The organism is Microbacterium sp. ARD31, from assembly GCF_031844425.1.
On sequence record NZ_JAUZVE010000022.1, the window covers coordinates 85,432 to 102,904 of the forward strand.

A 17,473-nucleotide genomic window follows, 5' to 3' on the forward strand; every position below is an offset into this window, starting at 1 on the left:
ACGCATGAGTGACACCTCCGACGAGCCGGTCGCCGTCATCCTGGCCGGTGGCCAGGGCTCCCGGCTGTGGCCGATCAGCCGCGACCGGGCCCCCAAGCAGTTCCAGCCGGTGGTGCGCGACCGGCCGCTGCTGACCGGCACGATCGAGCGGCTGAGCGAGATCGTCGACCCGAGCCGGATCCACGTCTCGACGCGGGCCCGCTTCGCCGACGCCGCGCGCGCCAACCTCGGACCGGTGCCGCCGGAGAACCTGATCCTCGAGGAGGACCCCGCCGGACCGGCGACCGCGTTCGCGCTGAGCATCGCCACGCTGCAGCACCTCTACGGCAACGCGCCCGCCCTCATCGCGCCCTCCGACCACCTGATCAACGAGGAGGAGGCCTTCAACACCGCGTCCCGCGACATGCTCGCGCAGCTCGAGGAGACCCCCCGCTCGATGGTGGTCCTCGGTGCCGAGCCGACCCGCTTCGACGCCAGCCTGGGCTACATCCACACCAAGGGCAGTCAGGAGGGCGGCCAGGACGGCGTCGAGGTGATCGACTCCTTCCACGAGAAGCCCGACCAGGAGCTCGTCGACGAGCTCTCCGAGACCGGCCGGCTCTACTGGAACACCGCCTGCTACGGCGTACGCGTCGGGCAGGCGTGCGACGCCTACCGCACGGCGCTGCCGCTGATCTTCGACTCCATCGAGCGGTTCGCCCGCGGGGCGACGTCGGACCAGGGCTACCGCGGCGCCGCGATCGGCGGCCACGAGATCTACCCGCTCATGTGGGCCGGCATGGAGTGCCTCGTCGTGCCCCGCCGGCTGGGCTGGACCGACGTCGGCACCTGGACCCGCCTCGAGCGGGTGCTGCACGACCAGCGGGTCACCTCGATCGGCCCGGCCCTCCAGCTCGACGCCGAGGACACCCTCGTGGCCAGCATGGACGGACGCCCGGTCGTCACGCTCGGCGCCCGCGGCCTCATCGTGGTGACCCACGAGGACGCGGTCTACGTCCTGGACAAGCAGAAGGCCCTCGACACCGGCACCCTGGAGCGCCTGCGCTCCCTCCTCGCGGCGAGCACGCGCGAGGACCTCCTCTGACCCTGGCCGTCCACCGGCCCCGCGACGCAGAAGCACCCCACCGAAGGAACCCATGTCCCACGAGAACAGCCAGCACATCGTCGTCGTCGGGACCAAGCCCGACATCATCAAGCAGGCGCCGATCTACCACGAGCTCCGCGAGCGGGGGCACGACGTGGTGCTGTGCCACACCGGCCAGCACTACGACCACAACCTCTCCCAGTCGATGCTCGACGAGTTCGGCGTGCGCGAGGACATCAACCTCGAGGTCCGCGGCGGCGTCAACGACCTCGTCTCCGGCATCACGGCCAAGCTGGCGCTCTACCTGCGCGGCTTCGCCGAGCGCGGCGGCTTCCCGATCACCTACGTCCACGGCGACACCACGACGGCGATGGCGGGCTCGCTGGCGACCTTCGGCGAGCGGCAGGCGCTGGTCCACGTCGAGGCGGGCCTCCGCACGCTCTCCCCGAGGCCGGAGGTGCTGCGCGGCTGGCTCGAGCAGGGCGCCGACCTCGACTGGGCGTCGTTCCGCGAGCAGTCGATCGACCGCGTGAGCTGGTCCAAGGGGAGCCGTGAGCCCTCGCCCGAGCAGTTCAACACCCGCGTCGCCGACGCCGGCTCCGACCTCCACGCCGCCCCGGTCGAGCTCAACCGCGAGTTCCTGCTCGACGAGGGCTTCGCCCCCGCGGCCATCGACGTCGTGGGCAACTCCGTGGTCGACGCGCTGGAGCAGGCGATCGCCGGCAGCGACAAGAACCAGGTGCTGCAGAAGTTCCCGCAGATGGGCGACGGCTCCTTCCTCCGCTTCTGCGTGCACCGCCGCGAGAACACCACCAACCGCGAGCGTTTCAACCTGCTGATGGACGCGATGGAGGCCCTGCTCGAAAAGGGGCACCACGTCCTGTTCATCCGGCTGCTCGGCACGGAGTCCGCCATCGACAACTTCGGTCGCCGCCAGTGGCTGGAGGACCTCGAGGCCCGGTACGGCGACGCGCTGATCTCGACGCCGGTGTGGGACAGCTACCTCGACGTCGTCGCCGCGATGTCGATGTGCGCGGTCATCGTGACCGACTCCGGCAGCATCGTGGAGGAGGCCAACGTCCTCGAGGTCCCGTGCGTGACCCTGCGCTTCGGCTCCGACCGCTCCGAGACCTTCCTCGCGGGCAGCAACTTCCTCGCCCCGCCGGTGAGCAAGGACCTGATGGTGAGCGTCATCCACCACGTCTTCGAGCACCGCGCGGAGCTCTCCTGGGACCGCGTCTACCCGGAGAAGGCGTCGGCGATGCTGGTCGACGCCGTCGAACGGCGCCTCGACGAGGGGAGCCTGCTGATCTCCGAGGAGTGGCGCTACGGGCTGCAGGCCCGCGTGCGCTGAACGCCGAAGGCCCCGCACCGGACGGTGCGGGGCCCTCGTGGCGGCGGAGGTAGGGGGATTCGAACCCCCGAGGGCGTTAACCCAACCCGCTTTCCAAGCGAGCGCCATAGGCCACTAGGCGATACCTCCGCGGAGGAGAGTACCCGTCGGCTCCGTGGCCGGTGAAATCGCCCGGACGGGCCCGGCCCGGACCCCGGTTTTGGGCCGCCGATCACGCCTCACCTAGACTCCTCCGCAACCCCCCACGCGGCGTCACCTCGCCCAATCCCCCAGGGCCGGAAGGCAGCAAGGGTCAGTGAGCTCTGACGGGTGCGTGGGGGGCCTTGTCATATCCGCCGGATAGGCTCCACGACGTGGAGTCACCGCTCGCGCTCTATCGCCGCTACCGGCCCGAGACGTTCGCCGAGGTCATCGGCCAGGATCACGTCACGGAGCCGCTGCGGGCTGCGCTCGCGGCCAACCGCGTCAACCACGCCTACCTCTTCTCCGGGCCCCGCGGCTGCGGCAAGACGACCTCCGCGCGCATCCTGGCGCGGGCGCTCAACTGCGCCCAGGCCCCTGTCTCCGACCCGTGCGGGGAGTGCGACAGCTGCCGCGACCTCGCCCGCGGCGGCCCCGGGTCGATCGACGTCATCGAGATCGACGCCGCCTCCCACGGAGGCGTCGACGACGCCCGTGACCTGCGCGAGAAGGCGTTCTTCGCGCCCGTGCGCGACCGCTACAAGGTCTACATCATCGACGAGGCGCACATGGTCACCACGCAGGGCTTCAACGCCCTGCTCAAGCTGGTCGAGGAGCCGCCGCCCCACCTGCGGTTCATCTTCGCCACGACCGAGCCCGACAAGGTGCTGCCGACCATCCGTTCGCGCACCCACCACTACCCCTTCCGGCTGATCCCGCCGCGCCTGCTCAGCGACTACCTCTCCCAGCTCGCCGCCGAGGAGGGCGTCGCGATCGAGTCGGCCGCCCTGCCGCTCGTCGTGCGCGCGGGCGCCGGCTCCGCGCGCGACACGCTCTCCGTCCTCGACCAGCTCCTCGGCGGCGCCGGCCCCGACGGCGTCACCCACAAGCTGGCCACCGACCTGCTCGGCTTCACCCCCGACTCCCTCCTCGACGAGGTGGTCGAGGCGTTCGCCTCCCGCGACGGCGGCGCGGTGTTCTCGGTCGTCGACAAGGTCGTCGAGACCGGGCAGGACCCGCGCCGCTTCACCGAGGACCTGCTGCGCCGCCTGCGCGACCTGGTGATCGTCACCGCCGTGCCCGACGCCCCGGCGACCGGGCTGATCGACGTCTCCGAGGACGCCGGCGAGCGACTGGTGGCCCAGGCTGCGCGGTTCGGTGCGATCGAGCTGAGCCGGGCCGCCGACATCGTCGCGGCCGGGCTGACCGAGATGCGCGGCGCCACCGCGCCCCGCCTGCTGCTCGAGCTGCTCTGCGCCCGCGTGCTGCTGCCCGGTGCCGACCACACCTCCGACGGCGTGATGGCCCGCCTCGAACGGCTCGAGCGCCGGCTCGAGGTGACGGGCGCGCCGACGCCCGCGCCCGCCTCGGCGGCGCCGGCCGCGCCAGCCGCCCGGCCTGCCCCGGTCGCCGAGCCCGCCCAGGCCGCCGAGCCCGCGCCGCCTGCGCCGGTGCCCTCAGGCGGGGCGTCGCGCGACGACGGCCCCCCGCCGCCTCCGCCGATGCCCACCAGTGCCCCGGCCCGCGCCCCCGAGCCCGCCGCTGCACCGGAGCCCGTCCCCGAGCCCACCCCGGTCGCTGCGTCCGCCGAGCCCGTCGCCGAGCAGCCGGGCGGGCCCCGCGGCGGTCTCAGCCTGGTCGACGTACGCCGCCTGTGGCCCGACATCCTCGAGCAGACCAAGAACCGGCGCAGGCTGGCGTGGATGGTGCTGTCCCAGCACGCCCACGTCGTCGACGTCGACGCCAGCCGGCTGACGGTCGGCTTCGCCAACTCCGGCGCCCGCGACTCCTTCGTCAACGGCGGCTGCGACGAGATCCTGCGCCAGGCAGCGATCGACGTGGTCGGGATGGACTGGCGGGTGGAGTCGATCGTCGACCCGAGCGGGGCGGCCGCGGCGCAGCCGGTGGTCCAGAAGTCGTCGACCGACCCCGCTGCCGTGCCCGCGACCGCGCCGGACGCGCCCGACGCCCCGCCCGCGTGGGTGACGGGTGGCGCCGCACCGGAGCAGCCGACCGCCCCCGAGGCCCCGGCCCAGTCGGCGCCTCCGCCGGTGTCCGCCGCGCCCGCGCGGGAGGCCCTCGAGGCCGCCCGCGCCGGAGGTGGCGCCCCCGAGTCGGCCGAGCCGGTCCGATCGGCCGACGACGACGTCGACCCCGACGACCCCGACGCCGAGTCGGCGGCCCTCGACACCGAGTCCCTCCTCAGCCAGACGCTCGGTGCGCGGCTGATCGAGGAGATCAAGCACGACTGAACCGCCCGGCCCACCCGGGCCGGCACCACCACCCACCTCTCATGCGGGAGACCCGATGACCCAGAACCCGTTCGACGCCCTTGGCGGCGGCTTCGACATGAACGCCCTCCTCCAGCAGGCGCAGCAGATGCAGCAGCAGATCGAGGAGGCCCAGGCCGACCTCGCCCGGCAGACCGTCGAGGGCACCGTCGCCGGCGGTGCCGTCACGGTCACCGCCAACGGCCTTGGCGAGCTGGTCGGCGTCGCCATCAAGGCGGGCGAGTTCGACGGCACCGACCCCGACGACCTGTCCGACCTCTCCGACCTGATCGTCGCCGCCTACCGCGACGCCCGTGCCAAGTCCGAGGCGCTCGCCGGCGACCAGCTCGGCCCGCTGACCGACGGCCTCGGTGGCGGGGCGGGCGGCCTCGGCCTCCCCGGCCTGGGCTGAGGGGCTTCGTTGTACGAAGGAGTCGTCCAGGACCTGATCGACGAGCTGGGGCGCCTGCCCGGGGTCGGGCCCAAGAGCGCGCAGCGCATCGCCTTCCACCTGCTCCAGGCCGAGCCCGTCGACGTACGCCGCCTCGCCGACGTGCTGATCGAGGTCAAGGCCCGGGTGAAGTTCTGCTCGGTCTGCTTCAACGTCAGCGAGGACGAGCAGTGCCGGATCTGCCGTGACGAGCGGCGTGACCCGACCGTGCTCTGCGTGGTCGAGGAGTACAAGGACGTCGTCGCCATCGAGCGCACGCGCGAGTTCCGCGGCCGCTACCACGTCCTCGGCGGGGCGATCTCGCCGATCGACGGCATCGGCCCCGACCAGCTCCACGTCAAGGAGCTGATGCCGCGCCTGGCCGACGGCGTGGTCACCGAGGTCATCCTCGCCACCGACCCCAACCTCGAGGGCGAGGCCACCGCCACCTACCTCACCCGCCTGCTGTCGCCCATGGGGTTGCGCGTGACGCGTCTGGCGAGTGGACTGCCGGTGGGCGGGGACCTCGAGTACGCCGACGAGGTGACGCTCGGCCGAGCGTTCGCCGGAAGGAGGACCGCCCAGTGAAGGAGAGCCCAGTGACCGACACCGACCAGACGAGGTTCGGTGAGCAGATCGCGGACTCCGTGGAGAGCTTCCTGCTCGCCCTGCGCGCGATCGCGCGCGAGGGCAACGGTGCCCAGGCGGTCTCGCTGCTGCTGCTCGAGATCAGCCAGGTGCTGCTCGCCGGCGCCCGGCTGGGTGCCCAGAACGACTTCACCCCGCGCGAGGAGTACCAGCCCGACGTGGGCCCCGAGGCCGACATCGACGAGCTGCGCCTGCGGCTGGCCGACATGCTCGGCGGGGTCGACGCCTACACGTTCGTCTTCGACCCCTACGTCCCGGAGGTGGTGGAGAGCCGGCTCTCCGACGACATGGCCTCGATCGCCATCGACCTCGAGAACGGCCTGCGCCACTTCCGCGCAGGTGACGTCGACGAGGCGCTGTGGTGGTGGCAGTTCTCCTACGTCAACAACTGGGGCAACCTCGCCGGTGCCGCCCTCAACGCCTTGCTGACGGTCGTGGCCCACGACCGGTTCGACACCGACTTCGAGGCCGACGCCGAGGCGCTGGCCGTCGCCGACCAGATGCTGGAGAGCGCGCCCACCCGGACCACCGCCCCGTAGAATCGTCGCTGGCCCGCCGGCAAGGGCGCCGGGGGCACGTCAGACGCACGCGGCCGCGGGTGGCCGCACCCCGATCCCCGAGGACCAACCGTGGGCATTGTCGTGCAGAAGTACGGCGGCTCCTCGCTCGCCGACGCCGACGCCATCAAGCGCGTCGCCCGGCGCATCGTGGACATCAAGAAGTCCGGGCACGACGTGGTCGTCGCCGTGTCCGCCATGGGCGACACGACCGACGACCTCTACGACCTGGCCAACGGCGTCTCGCCGCTGCCGCCGGCACGCGAGATGGACATGCTGCTCACCGCGGGCGAGCGCATCTCGATGGCGCTCGTCGCGATGGCGATCAACGACCTCGGCTACACCGCGCGGTCCTTCACCGGGTCGCAGGCCGGCGTGATCACCGACTCGGTGCACGGCAAGGCCAAGATCATCGACATCACGCCCGGCCGCATCACGCAGGCCATCGGCGAGGGCCACATCGTCATCGTCGCCGGCTTCCAGGGCGTCTCCGCCGACACCAAGGAGATCACCACCCTGGGTCGTGGCGGCACCGACACCACGGCGGTGGCCCTGGCCGCGGCGCTCGAGGCCGACGTGTGCGAGATCTACACCGACGTCGACGGGGTGTTCACCGCCGACCCGCGGATCGTGCCCAGCGCCCGCAAGCTCAGCAAGGTGTCCTACGAGGAGATGCTCGAGCTCGCCGCCTGCGGCGCGAAGATCCTGCACCTGCGCTGCGTGGAGTACGGCCGCCGCTACGGCATCCCGATCCACGTCCGTTCGTCGTTCAGCCAGCTCGAGGGCACGTGGGTCGTGGACGACCCCCGCGCCAACGGTCCCGAGGGAGACACCATGGAACAGCCGATCATCGCCGGCGTCGCGCACGACCGCAGCGAGGCCAAGATCACCGTCGTCGGCGTGCCCGACAAGGTGGGCGAGGCGGCCCGCATCTTCGAGGCGCTGGCCGACGCCCAGATCAACCTCGACATGATCGTGCAGAACATCTCCGCCGCGGCCACGAGCCTGACCGACATCTCCTTCACGCTGCCACGCACCGACGGCCAGACCGCGATGACTGCCCTGGCGCGGATCCAGGGCGAGGTCGGCTACGACAAGCTGCTCTACGACGACAAGATCGGCAAGGTCTCGCTGATCGGCGCCGGCATGCGCTCGCACCCCGGCATCACCTCGAAGTTCTTCGGCGCCCTGGCTGCGGCCGGCGTCAACATCGGGATGATCTCCACCTCCGAGATCCGCATCTCGGTCATCGTCGACGAGAACGCGGTGGACGACGCCGTGCGCGCCACCCACTCGGCGTTCGACCTCGACGCCGACGAGGTCGAGGCCGTGGTCTACGGAGGCACCGGACGATGAGCCAGAAGGTCAACATCGGCATCGTCGGCGCCACTGGGCAGGTCGGCGTCGCGATGCGCCAGATCCTGCTGGAGCGGGAGTTCCCGGCCGACCAGGTCCGGTTCTTCGCGTCCTCGCGCTCGGCGGGCACCGTGCTGCCGTTCGGCGACCGCGAGATCACCGTCGAGGACGCCGAGACGGCCGACCCGACCGGACTCGACATCGCGCTGTTCTCCGCCGGCGCCACCACCTCGCGGGCGCTCGTGCCGAGGTTCGTCGACGCCGGCGTGATCGTCGTCGACAACTCCTCGGCCTTCCGCAAGGACCCCGACATCCCGCTGGTCGTCTCCGAGGTCAACCCCGACGCGATGGCTCCGGTGATCCAGGCCGGGCGCGGCATCATCGCCAACCCCAACTGCACGACCATGGCCGCGATGCCGGTGCTCAAGCCGCTGCACGACGAGGCCGGTCTGACCCGCCTCATCGTCTCCACCTACCAGGCCGTGTCCGGGTCGGGCGTCGCCGGCGTCGAGGAGCTCGCCCACGGCGTGGCCGAGGCCGGCGACAAGGCGCGCGAGCTGGCGTACGACGGCTCGGCGATCACGTTCCCCGACCCGGTGAAGTACGTCGAGCCGATCGCCTACAACGTGCTGCCGATGGCCGGCTCGGTCGTCGACGACGGCCTCAACGAGACCGACGAGGAGCAGAAGCTCCGCAACGAGTCGCGCAAGATCCTGGGCCTTCCCGACCTGCTCGTGTCCGGCATCTGCGTGCGCGTCCCGGTCTTCACCGGCCACTCGCTCGCGGTCAACGCCGAGTTCGAGCGCCCGATGACCCCCTGGCGGGCCCGCGAGATCCTCGCGTCCGCCCAGGGCGTGGAGCTCGACGAGGTGCCCACGCCGCTCAAGGCGGCCGGCAAGGACCCGTCCTACGTCGGCCGGCTCCGGCAGGACCCTGGGGTGCCGGACGACCGCGGGCTCGCGCTGTTCATCAGCAACGACAACCTCCGCAAGGGCGCCGCGCTCAACACGGTGCAGATCGCGGAGCTGGTCGCCGCGGCGAGGGTCTGACAGCCGTCAGCGCACGTCGTGCGGCTCGGTGGCCTCGGTCTCCTCGCCGACGACCGACGCGGTGACCCACCACGACAGGCCGTAGCCGAGCACCGCCAGCAGCGGCACGACGACCGCCGCCCACGGCTCGTCGAGGCTGTCGAGCAGGAACAGCATCACCAGCACGGACAGGACGCCCACGGCCAGGATGCTGGTCGACCCGGCGTCGGCGACCCCGACGAGCTTCAGCAGGAGCGCGCCGACCCACGCGAGCAGCACGAGGCCGGCGAGGAGGATCGGCAGTCCTGCCGCGCCGCCGCACGAGGTGGTGCCGCGGACGGCGTCGCAGGCGGCGCCGGCGAGCCAGGCGTACGCCACCGCCAGCGCGCCGACGACCAGGCCGGTGAGCAGCGCCGCCGGCAGGCCGGTGAGCCGAGGAGAGGTCCGCGCCCGGCGGGGGCCGTGCTCTGCCTCGTGATCAGGGGCCGGCTCGGGAGCGGGGGCGGGAGCGGGCGCCGTCGCCTCGTCCGGCGCGGGCTTGCGACGCGGCAGCGAGAAGGAGGGCATCTCCAGCGGGGGACGGTCGTCCGGTGTGTCGTCCGGTGTGTCGGGCGGGAGGTCGGGCATGGGGGCAGGGTGCCACACGACAGGAGCCCCCGGACCCAGCGATGTGAGTCCGGGGGCTCCGGATGTCGGGCTGACAGGATTTGAACCTGCGGCCTCCTCGTCCCGAACGAGGCGCGCTACCAAGCTGCGCCACAGCCCGCCGCCCGAGTCGGGAGACCCGACTGAGCAACGCCGGCGAGCATACCGGAGCAGTCAGGCCCCTCCGAAATCGCCCCGGCGCCGTGGGCTCAGGACGAGGGCCTGCGGCTCAGGCTGAGGTGGACGACCCCGCTGGGCGAGGAGACCGCCTCGATCCCGAACGAGTCCTCCAGGCCCGCCAGCCCGTCCCAGAGCCGGGTGCCGCGACCGAGCACGATCGGGACCACGACGACGTGGAGGTGGTCCACGAGCCCTGCGGCCACGAAGTCCCGCACGGTGCTCGCGCCGCCACCGATGCGGACGTCGAGGTCGCCGGCGGCCTCGCGGGCGATGGCCAGCGCGTCGGCCGGTGAGGTGCTCAGGAAGTGGAACGTGGTGCCGCCCTGCATCTCGAGCGGCTCGCGGGGGCGGTGCGTGAGGACGTACGTCGGGGTGTGGAAGGGCGGGTCCTCGCCCCACCAGCCGCGCCAGTCGGGGTCGTCCTGCCAGCCGGGCGGGCCGAACTTGTGGGCGCCCATGATCTCGGCGCCGAAGCCGACGTCCCAGCGGGCGGCCCAGACCGCGTCGATGCCCGTCGGCGCGTCGTCGGTCCACGTGTTGAACATCCACTCGTGGAGCCGCTGGCCGGCGTGGCCGAAGGGGGACTCCAACGACTGGGGCTCGCCCGCGCCGAAGCCGTCGAGCGAGACGGAGAAGTTGGTGACGCGGACCAGTGGCATGCAGGGCTCCTAGGCGAGTGGCGGGTGGTCGAGCACGGTCGGCGCGTAGTCGAGCAGCTGGAGGCGGCCGTCGAAGGTCCTGGCCTCGAGCAGGTCGAGCCGGACGTCGGGGTAGCCGTCGAAGAGGCGCTCGCGCCCGGTCGCGCCATTGATCACGGGGAACACGACGAGCCGGAGCCGGTCGACGAGGCCCGCCGCGAGGAGGGATCGCCCCAGGGCGAGGCTGCCCAGGGTGCGCAGCGGGAGCGGGTGGCGGTGCTTGAGGTCGCGGACCGCGGCGACCGCGTCCCCGCTGACGAGCTCGCTGTTCGCCCAGCCGAGTGGCGGGGAGAGCGTCGAGGAGAAGACGATCTTCGGCATCCCGCCGAGCTGCGCGATCGCCTCCGGCTCCTCCTCGGCCATCCCCGACATCAGGCGGTAGGTCGTGGCCCCCATGAGGATCGTGTGCTCCTCCTGCTCGCCCAGCCAGGCGAGGTACTCCGGCCCGCCCATGCCCCACAGGCCGGGCCAGCCGTCAGCGGCGGCGTACCCGTCGAGGGAGCAGATCAGGTCGATCATCAGCTCGGGCACGCGGGTCTCCTCAGGTCAGTCCGACGGCACCAGGGTCAGCAGCGTCGCCTCCGGCCGGCACGCGACCCGGAAGCGGACGTAGGGGTTGGTGCCGAGGCCGGCCGAGACGTGCAGCCAGGCCGAGCCGGGGTCGCCGGGCGCCGACCGTGCGGGGTGGCGGTGCAGGCCCCGGGCCCGGGCGGGCTCGAGGTCGCAGTTCGTCGTGAGCGCCCGGCCGCCCGGCAGGCACACCTGGCCACCGTGGGTGTGGCCGGCGATGACGGCGTCGTAGCCGTCGGCGGTGAACTGGTCGAGCACCCGGAGGTACGGCGCGTGGGTGACCGCGAGCCGCAGGTCGGCGGAGGCCTCGGCCGGGCCCGCGACGCGCTCGAGCTCGTCGTAGCCCAGGTGCGGGTCATCGACCCCGGCGAACGCGATCGACGTACCGCCCACCGTCAGCGAGCCGAAGCCGTTGGTCAGGTCGACCCACCCTGCGTCGTTGAACCGCTCCTTGAGGTCGGGCCAGGGCAGCTGCGGCACCGAGGTGTTGCGCTTGCCGGTGTCGGGCAGGAGGTAGGCGAAGGGGTTGCGGAAGCCGGGCGCGTAGTAGTCGTTGGAGCCGAGCACATAGACGCCCGGACGCTCGAGCAGCCCGCCGAGGGCGTCGGCCACGACCGGGACCGAGCGCATGTGGGCGAGGTTGTCACCGGTGTTGACGACCAGGTCGGGCTCGAGCGCCGCGAGCCCGCGCAGCCACTCCTGCTTGGCCCGCTGGTCGGGCGCCATGTGGATGTCGCTGAGGTGCAGCACCGTCAGCGGCGCGTGCCCGGCGGGCAGGACCGGCACGGTCACCCGGCGCAGGGTGTACTGGCGGGCCTCCCACGCGGCGTACGACGCCAGGCCGACGCCCGCGGCCGCGCCGAGCATGGCCGTGCGGCGCAGGAGGGGGAGGAAAGGCATTCGCCAAGGCTGCCACAATGGCCCTCATGAGTGCTCTCAAGGACCGCCTCCGCGCCGACCTCACCACCGCCATGAAGGCGCGTGACGAGCTGCGCTCCTCGACGCTGCGGATGGTGCTGACCGCCATCACCAACGCCGAGGTCGCCGGCAAGGAGGCCCGCGAGCTCTCCGACGACGACATCATCGGCGTGCTGTCCACCGAGGCCAAGCGGCGCCGGGAGGCCGCCGTGGCCTTCGAGGAGGGCGGTCGTGCCGAGATGGCGGCCAAGGAGGCCGCCGAGGGCGAGGTCATCGCCGAGTACCTCCCCGCCCAGCTGAGCGAGTCCGAGATCGCCGACCTGGTCACCGCCGCCATCGAGCAGACCGGGGCGGCCGGCGAGGGCATGCGCGCCATGGGCAAGGTGATGGGCGTGGTCACGCCCCAGGTCAAGGGTCGCGCCGACGGCGGTGCCGTCGCCGCGGAGGTCCGCAAGCAGCTCGGCTAGCGCTGGGCTCGGGGTTTCGAGGCTCGCTGCGCTCGCATCTCGACCACCGGTGGGTCAGCGGTTGCCGCGACCGCGTCCCTTCCCCTTGCCCTTGCCCTTGCCGCCGTTGGTGTTCGCCGGCGGGACGTAGCCGGTGGAGGTGTAGAGGGTGACCGTGTCGCCGCTGCTGAGCGCCGTGCCGGCGCCGGGGGAGGTGTAGGCGACGAGCCCGGCGCCGACCTCGGAGTTGACCTGGCCGCCGTCGGCGACGGTGAAGCCGGCCGCCTCGAGCTGCTGGGTGGCCGCCTCGACGGACTGGCCCGCCACGTCGGGCACGCTCGTCAGCACGCCGGCGATCTCGTCACCGGGCGGCGGCTGGAAGTCCTCGTAGGGGAGCTTCGCCGACACCGCCTCCATCGCGTCGCCCCAGATCGGGCCGGCGACGGTCGAGCCGAAGGCGCTGCTGATGTAGCTGCCGCCGACGGACTGTCCGTTGAGGGTGACCCACTCGCCGAACTCGTTGGCGCCGGCGACCATGGCGGCCGTCGCGAGCGTCGGGGTGTAGCCGACGAACCACACGGCCATGTTGCTGTTGTTGGTGCCGGTCTTGCCGGCCGACGGCTTGTCGATGGCGAGCGGCGCTCCGAAGCCGTCGCCCTCCATCACGCCGCGCAGGATGTCGTTGACGGCGTCGGCAGTGGCGCCCGGCATCACCTGCTCGCACTGGCTGTCGAACTCCTTGAGGGTCCCGCCCCGCGAGTCGAGCACCTGCGTGACCGGGCGCGGGTCGCAGTGCAGGCCGCGGGCGGCGAAGGTGGCGTAGGCCTGCGCCATGGTCAGCGGGTCGGCGTCGGAGACGCCGAGGATCCACGACGGCACCTGCTGGGCCTTCGGCACCTTGACACCCATGTCGCGGGCCAGCTGCAGCGGCTCGCACATGCCGGTGCGGGTCTCGAGCTGGGCGAAGAAGGTGTTCACCGACTGCTGGGTGCCGGAGTAGAGGTTGAAGGTGCCGGCGCCGGTGGAGTTCTCGGGGTCCCAGCCCTTCTGGTCGCCGGCGTAGGGGCCGTCGCACGTCTCGAAGTCCCAGTCGTCGAAGTGCATCGTCTGCGGCGAGGGGATGCTGGTGCTGAGCGGGATGCCCTGGTTGATGGCCGCAGCGAGTACGAAGAGCTTGAACGTCGAGCCGGCCTGGAAGCCGTTGGCGTCGCCGTACTTCTTCGGCACGGTGTAGTTGAGGTAGGTCTCGCCGCCCTGCTTGTCCTTGCCCATCGGCCGCGACTGCGCGAGAGCACGCACGTCACCGGTGCCGGGCTCGACCATCGCCAGCCCGCCGATGGCCTGGTCCGTCTGGTAGACGTGGGCCTGGACCGAGTCGTCGGCGGCCTTCTGCATGTCGAGGTCGATCGTGGTGTTGATCGTGAGGCCGCCGTTGTTGAGCGTGCGGCGACGCTCCTTGGGCGTGTCGCCGAGGACCGGGTCCTTGAGCAGCCAGTTGACGACGTAGTCGCAGAAGAACGGCGCCCGCGACTGCTGGCAGCCGTTGGGGGAGTTCTTGATCTTGAGCGTCTCCTTGATCGGCGTGGCCTTGAGACGCTCGGCCTTCTTCTCCGACAGCACGCCGAGCTGGGCGAGGCGGTCGAGGACGACGTTGCGGCGGCTCTCCGCGCGCTCCGGGTTGTCGATCGGGTCGTAGCCGACGGGGTTCTTCACCAAGCCGGCGAGCGTGGCCGCCTCGAGCAGGTTGAGGTCCTTGGCGTTCTTGGAGAAGAAGTGGACCGCGGCGGACTGGACGCCGAAGGCGCCGTCGCCGAAGTAGGCGATGTTGAGGTAGCGCTCGAGGATCCAGTCCTTGGTGTGGTTCTTCTCGAAGGCGATGGCGTAGCGCAGCTCGCGGATCTTGCGGGCGTAGGTCTCCTCGGTCGCGGCCTTGCGCTCCTCGTCGGTCTCCGCCTGGTAGAGCAGGGTCTGCTTGACCATCTGCTGGGTGATCGACGAGCCACCCTGCACCGCACCGCCGTTGGCCTGGTTGGTGATGAACGCGCGGAGCGTGCCCTTGAGGTCGAGCGCGCCGTGCTCGTAGAAGCGGTAGTCCTCGATCGCGACGATGGCCTTCACCATCGGGCGCGAGATCGACTTGAGCGGGACGTTGATCCGGTTCTGGTCGTAGAGCGAGGCGATCAGGTTGCCGTTGGCGTCGTAGATCCGGGTCTTCTGCGACAGGTCCTTGGCCTCGAGCGACTCGGGGAGGTTGACCATCCCCTTGCTGACGTCCTTGGCGGCCACGCCGACCAGGCCCGCGAAGGGGATGGCGAGGCAGGCGGTGAGGACGCCCATCACGACCGCGACGGCGCCCATCACCGCGAGGTGGGAGGCGACGCGACCGGCGTCGGGGCGTCCGTGGGGGCGCTCAGGGCGGGAAGACATGCCCTCAGGGTACGGGGGCAGGGCCATACCACCTGAATTCCACGCGCGCTGGGACCTAGTCACATCGGACTATGCGATTTGAGCCACCTGGCCCTGACGCCGCCCCCGGCGGTTCGTTTACTTTTCAAGTCGAGTCGGGAATGGCCGCTATGGGGGCGGCCAGCCGGCTCGCACAAAGATCGTGGGGAATGACAATGTGGGTCGAGGACTGGGCATCACGCGCCGCGTGCAAGGGCGACACGCCTGACGCTCTCTTCGTGCGGGGCGCCGAGCAGAACAAGGCCAAGCAGGTCTGTGCCGGGTGCCCGGTGCGCACCGAGTGCCTGGCCGAGGCGCTGGACAACCAGATCGAGTGGGGCGTCTGGGGCGGGATGACCGAGCGTGAGCGCCGTGCGCTGCTCCGCCGCCGCCCGGGCTCGTCGTGGCGCACCATCCTGGAGACCGCCCGCACCAAGGTCGAGTCGCCCACCGTCAACGCCTGACCGTCCTGGCTCGACTCCCCTGTTGGGGCCAGGTCCCGGGGCTAGGGCTGCTCGGCGAGCAGCTCGCCGATCGCCCGCAGCCCGTCGAGGTCGTGGACGTCGCCGGCCATCGCCGGCACGACCGCGGTCGGCACGGCGGGGTGTGAGGCGGCGAAGCGCTCGCGCAGGTGCGCCTCGCGCTCGATGATCCGCACCCGGTCCGCGTGCAGGCGCAGCAGGCCGGCGGTCAGCGACGAGGAGTCGCCGGCCCGGAGCCGCTCGGCGGCGGTGATGGCCTCCTCGGCCGAGAGCTCGGTGCGTGCCGAGGGGCTGACCCGGTTGACGACCAGGCCCGCCAGGGGCATGTCGTCGTCGGTGAGCCGGTCCACGAAGTACGCCGCCTCGCGCAGCGCGTCGGGCTCCGGCGCGGCGATGACGAGGAACGCCGTGCCGTCGGCCTGCAGCAGCGCGAAGGTCTGCTCCGCACGCTGGCGGAAGCCGCCGAACAAGGTGTCGAAGGCCGCGACGAAGGTCTGCATGTCACGCAGCACCTGTGCGCCGAGGACCTTGGTGAGCGCGTTGGTCACGACCGAGAGCCCGGCTGTCATCAGCCGGGCCGGGCCGCGCGCCGGTGCGAGGAGGAGCCGGATGAACCGACCGTCGAGGAAGCTCGACAGCCGCTCGGGCGCGTCGAGGAAGTCCAGCGCTGAGCGCGAGGGCGGCGTGTCGACCACGATCAGGTCGTAGCTGCCGTCGCGGCGGGCATCCCGGTGGAGCTGCCCGAGCTTCTCCATCGCCATGTACTCCTGGGTGCCGGCGAAGGAGCTGGAGAGCGCGACGTAGAACGGGTTCTCCAGGATCTGCCGCGCCTTCTCCGCGCTGGCCTGGCTCTCGACCACCTCGTCGAAGGTGCGCTTCATGTCGAGCATCATGGCGTCGAGCGACCCGCCCGCCGCGGGATCGACGTCGGGGACCGGGCGGGGGGTGTTGTCGAGCTGCTCGATGCCCATGGACTGCGCCAGCCGGCGGGCGGGGTCGATGGTGAGGACGACGACCTTGCGGCCCCGCTCGGCCGCGCGGAGCGCGAGGGCGGCGGACGTGGTGGTCTTGCCGACCCCGCCCGAGCCGCAGCACACGATGATCTCGGTGTGCGGGTCGTCGAGGAGGGCGTCGATGTCGAGGACGGGCGCAGTCGTCATGCCATGCCTTGGTTCCGGAGGAGCTGGGCGAGCTCGAGGAGCGCGCCGCGGTCGATGCCGCCGGCCAGCCGGGGGAGCTCGTAGGTCGACAGCCCCTCCTCAGCCACGAGGGCGCGCTGCTCGTCCTCGAGCTGGCGGCGTACGGCGTGGTCGCGGGCCTCGGCGACGAGCGAGGCGACCAGGTCGGCGTCGACGTCGACCTTGGCGCGGGAGAGGTCCGAGGCGACGGCCGTGGGGTCGACGCGGTCGTCACGCACCTGCGCCAGGGCGCTGGCGCTGAGGTCCTGGGGCCGGACCAGGTTGACCACGATCCCGCCCACCGGCAGCCCCGCGGCGTGCAGCTCGGCGATCCCGTCGTGGGTCTCCTGGACAGGCATCTCCTCGAGGATCGTGACCAGGTGGACGGCGGTGCGGTCGGAGCGCAGCAGCTCCATCACCTTGTCGGCCTGCGTCTTGATCGGCCCCACCTTGGCCAGGCCGGCGAGCTCGGAGTTCACCCCGAGGAACTGGCAGATCCGCCCGGTGGGGGGCGCGTCGAGCACCACGGCGTCGTAGGTGATCTGGTCCTTGTGCCGACCGCCGCGGGGGCGCTGGACGGCCTCGTACACCTTGCCGGTCAGGAGCACGTCGCGCACGCCGGGGGCGATCGTGGTGGCGAAGTCGATGACACCGAACCGGTCGAGCGCCTTGCCGGCGCGACCGAGCTTGTAGTACATCGCGAGGTACTCCAGCAGCGCCGACTCGGGGTCGATGTGGAGGGCGTGGACCTGCCCGGAGCGGCCGTCGGCGTCCGGGGCGCCCTTGGCGATGCGGCGCTCCTCGTAGGGGAGGGGGTCGGTGTCGAACATCCGGGCGATGCCCTGACGGCCCTCGACCTCGCAGAGCAGGACGTTGCGCCCGGTGGAGGCTAGCGCCATCGCGAGGGCGGCGGCGACGGTCGACTTGCCGGTCCCGCCCTTGCCCGTGACCACGTGCAGCCGCACGCGGGGCCAGTCGACCGGCCGATCGGTTGGAGCGGTCAC

General features: G+C 71.9%; 17 protein-coding genes, 2 tRNA genes and 1 other RNA gene. 11 read left to right on the forward strand and 9 right to left on the reverse strand.

Annotated elements, in window-relative coordinates; genetic code table 11:
- The first annotated feature begins 4 nt into the window (after nucleotides 1-4).
- The gene (locus tag Q9S36_RS32945; protein ID WP_311289044.1) at nucleotides 5-1,084 is read left to right on the forward strand and encodes a sugar phosphate nucleotidyltransferase; all 1,080 of its coding nucleotides are present in this window, start codon (nucleotides 5-7) and stop codon (nucleotides 1,082-1,084) included.
- Between the two features lie 52 nt (nucleotides 1,085-1,136).
- On the forward strand, nucleotides 1,137-2,438 hold the full coding sequence (locus Q9S36_RS32950) for a UDP-N-acetylglucosamine 2-epimerase (protein WP_311289045.1): 1,302 nt from the start codon (nucleotides 1,137-1,139) through the stop codon (nucleotides 2,436-2,438).
- Nucleotides 2,439-2,482: 44 nt separating this feature from the next.
- Here the strand turns inward: Q9S36_RS32950 and Q9S36_RS32955 are convergent.
- Nucleotides 2,483-2,567 (reverse strand) — tRNA-Ser (locus Q9S36_RS32955).
- Between the two features lie 107 nt (nucleotides 2,568-2,674).
- On the opposite strand from Q9S36_RS32955, the gene ffs reads away from it, so the two are divergent.
- From ffs to Q9S36_RS32990, 7 genes are all read left to right on the forward strand, one after another.
- An RNA gene (gene ffs / locus Q9S36_RS32960) (signal recognition particle sRNA small type) lies at nucleotides 2,675-2,764 on the forward strand.
- Between the two features lie 27 nt (nucleotides 2,765-2,791).
- Nucleotides 2,792-4,870 (forward strand): DNA polymerase III subunit gamma and tau, encoded by a 2,079-nt coding sequence (locus tag Q9S36_RS32965; RefSeq protein ID WP_311289046.1) that lies wholly within the window; start codon nucleotides 2,792-2,794, stop codon nucleotides 4,868-4,870.
- Nucleotides 4,871-4,925: 55 nt separating this feature from the next.
- The gene (locus Q9S36_RS32970; RefSeq protein ID WP_311289047.1) at nucleotides 4,926-5,300 is read left to right on the forward strand and encodes a YbaB/EbfC family nucleoid-associated protein; all 375 of its coding nucleotides are present in this window, start codon (nucleotides 4,926-4,928) and stop codon (nucleotides 5,298-5,300) included.
- 9 nt (nucleotides 5,301-5,309) lie between these two features.
- Nucleotides 5,310-5,906 carry a recombination mediator RecR gene (recR, locus tag Q9S36_RS32975; RefSeq protein ID WP_311289048.1) on the forward strand — a complete coding sequence of 199 codons (597 nt, stop codon included), beginning with the start codon at nucleotides 5,310-5,312 and terminating at the stop codon, nucleotides 5,904-5,906.
- Nucleotides 5,907-5,917: 11 nt separating this feature from the next.
- Nucleotides 5,918-6,505, forward strand: coding sequence for a DUF5063 domain-containing protein (locus tag Q9S36_RS32980; protein WP_311289049.1), 588 nt, complete (start codon nucleotides 5,918-5,920; stop codon nucleotides 6,503-6,505).
- A 90-nt stretch (nucleotides 6,506-6,595) separates the two neighbouring features.
- Entirely contained in the window at nucleotides 6,596-7,879 is a 1,284-nt protein-coding gene (locus tag Q9S36_RS32985) for an aspartate kinase (protein ID WP_311289050.1), read from the forward strand.
- The gene (locus Q9S36_RS32990; protein ID WP_311289051.1) at nucleotides 7,876-8,928 is read left to right on the forward strand and encodes an aspartate-semialdehyde dehydrogenase; all 1,053 of its coding nucleotides are present in this window, start codon (nucleotides 7,876-7,878) and stop codon (nucleotides 8,926-8,928) included. Before Q9S36_RS32985 ends, Q9S36_RS32990 begins: the two co-directional genes overlap by 4 nt.
- Nucleotides 8,929-8,934: 6 nt before the next feature.
- Here Q9S36_RS32990 and Q9S36_RS32995 read toward each other — a convergent pair whose 3' ends face one another.
- From Q9S36_RS32995 to Q9S36_RS33015, 5 genes are all read right to left on the reverse strand, one after another.
- Nucleotides 8,935-9,534 carry a hypothetical protein gene (locus tag Q9S36_RS32995; protein ID WP_311289052.1) on the reverse strand — a complete coding sequence of 200 codons (600 nt, stop codon included), beginning with the start codon at nucleotides 9,532-9,534 and terminating at the stop codon, nucleotides 8,935-8,937.
- 65 nt (nucleotides 9,535-9,599) lie between these two features.
- Nucleotides 9,600-9,673: transfer RNA gene (locus tag Q9S36_RS33000), tRNA-Pro, on the reverse strand.
- Nucleotides 9,674-9,761: 88 nt separating this feature from the next.
- Nucleotides 9,762-10,391: a dihydrofolate reductase family protein gene (locus Q9S36_RS33005; protein ID WP_311289053.1), complete on the reverse strand. Its 630-nt coding sequence runs from the start codon at nucleotides 10,389-10,391 to the stop codon at nucleotides 9,762-9,764.
- Between the two features lie 9 nt (nucleotides 10,392-10,400).
- Nucleotides 10,401-10,961, reverse strand: a complete 561-nt coding sequence (locus Q9S36_RS33010) for a dihydrofolate reductase family protein (RefSeq protein WP_311289054.1) — start codon at nucleotides 10,959-10,961, stop codon at nucleotides 10,401-10,403.
- Between the two features lie 15 nt (nucleotides 10,962-10,976).
- Nucleotides 10,977-11,900: a metallophosphoesterase gene (locus Q9S36_RS33015; protein WP_311289055.1), complete on the reverse strand. Its 924-nt coding sequence runs from the start codon at nucleotides 11,898-11,900 to the stop codon at nucleotides 10,977-10,979.
- A gap of 26 nt (nucleotides 11,901-11,926) precedes the next feature.
- Here Q9S36_RS33015 and Q9S36_RS33020 point away from each other — a divergent pair, with 26 nt between their 5' ends.
- Nucleotides 11,927-12,385 carry a GatB/YqeY domain-containing protein gene (locus Q9S36_RS33020; protein ID WP_311289056.1) on the forward strand — a complete coding sequence of 153 codons (459 nt, stop codon included), beginning with the start codon at nucleotides 11,927-11,929 and terminating at the stop codon, nucleotides 12,383-12,385.
- Nucleotides 12,386-12,439: 54 nt separating this feature from the next.
- On the opposite strand, the gene Q9S36_RS33025 is transcribed toward Q9S36_RS33020, so the two are convergent.
- Complete coding sequence (locus Q9S36_RS33025; protein WP_311289057.1) at nucleotides 12,440-14,791, reverse strand: transglycosylase domain-containing protein; 2,352 nt, start codon at nucleotides 14,789-14,791, stop codon at nucleotides 12,440-12,442.
- 188 nt (nucleotides 14,792-14,979) lie between these two features.
- On the opposite strand from Q9S36_RS33025, the gene Q9S36_RS33030 reads away from it, so the two are divergent.
- On the forward strand, nucleotides 14,980-15,273 hold the full coding sequence (locus Q9S36_RS33030) for a WhiB family transcriptional regulator (RefSeq protein WP_311289058.1): 294 nt from the start codon (nucleotides 14,980-14,982) through the stop codon (nucleotides 15,271-15,273).
- 41 nt (nucleotides 15,274-15,314) lie between these two features.
- Here Q9S36_RS33030 and Q9S36_RS33035 read toward each other — a convergent pair whose 3' ends face one another.
- Nucleotides 15,315-16,451, reverse strand: coding sequence for an ArsA family ATPase (locus Q9S36_RS33035; protein ID WP_311289059.1), 1,137 nt, complete (start codon nucleotides 16,449-16,451; stop codon nucleotides 15,315-15,317).
- Entirely contained in the window at nucleotides 16,448-17,473 is a 1,026-nt protein-coding gene (locus Q9S36_RS33040; RefSeq protein ID WP_311289060.1) for an ArsA-related P-loop ATPase, read from the reverse strand. Before Q9S36_RS33040 ends, Q9S36_RS33035 begins: the two co-directional genes overlap by 4 nt.

Excerpts from the sequence above, each read along its gene's own strand:
- Q9S36_RS32945 (WP_311289044.1), top strand. The coding sequence starts at position 5 with ATGAGTGACACCTCCGACGAGCCGGTCGCCGTCATCCTGGCCGGTGGC.
- Q9S36_RS32950 (WP_311289045.1), top strand. The coding sequence starts at position 1,137 with ATGTCCCACGAGAACAGCCAGCACATCGTCGTCGTCGGGACCAAGCCC.
- Q9S36_RS32970 (WP_311289047.1), top strand. The coding sequence starts at position 4,926 with ATGACCCAGAACCCGTTCGACGCCCTTGGCGGCGGCTTCGACATGAAC.
- Q9S36_RS32990 (WP_311289051.1), top strand. The coding sequence starts at position 7,876 with ATGAGCCAGAAGGTCAACATCGGCATCGTCGGCGCCACTGGGCAGGTC.
- Q9S36_RS32995 (WP_311289052.1), bottom strand. The coding sequence starts at position 9,534 with ATGCCCGACCTCCCGCCCGACACACCGGACGACACACCGGACGACCGT.
- Q9S36_RS33005 (WP_311289053.1), bottom strand. The coding sequence starts at position 10,391 with ATGCCACTGGTCCGCGTCACCAACTTCTCCGTCTCGCTCGACGGCTTC.
- Q9S36_RS33015 (WP_311289055.1), bottom strand. The coding sequence starts at position 11,900 with ATGCCTTTCCTCCCCCTCCTGCGCCGCACGGCCATGCTCGGCGCGGCC.
- Q9S36_RS33020 (WP_311289056.1), top strand. The coding sequence starts at position 11,927 with ATGAGTGCTCTCAAGGACCGCCTCCGCGCCGACCTCACCACCGCCATG.
- Q9S36_RS33025 (WP_311289057.1), bottom strand. The coding sequence starts at position 14,791 with ATGTCTTCCCGCCCTGAGCGCCCCCACGGACGCCCCGACGCCGGTCGC.
- Q9S36_RS33030 (WP_311289058.1), top strand. The coding sequence starts at position 14,980 with ATGACAATGTGGGTCGAGGACTGGGCATCACGCGCCGCGTGCAAGGGC.
- Q9S36_RS33035 (WP_311289059.1), bottom strand. The coding sequence starts at position 16,451 with ATGACGACTGCGCCCGTCCTCGACATCGACGCCCTCCTCGACGACCCG.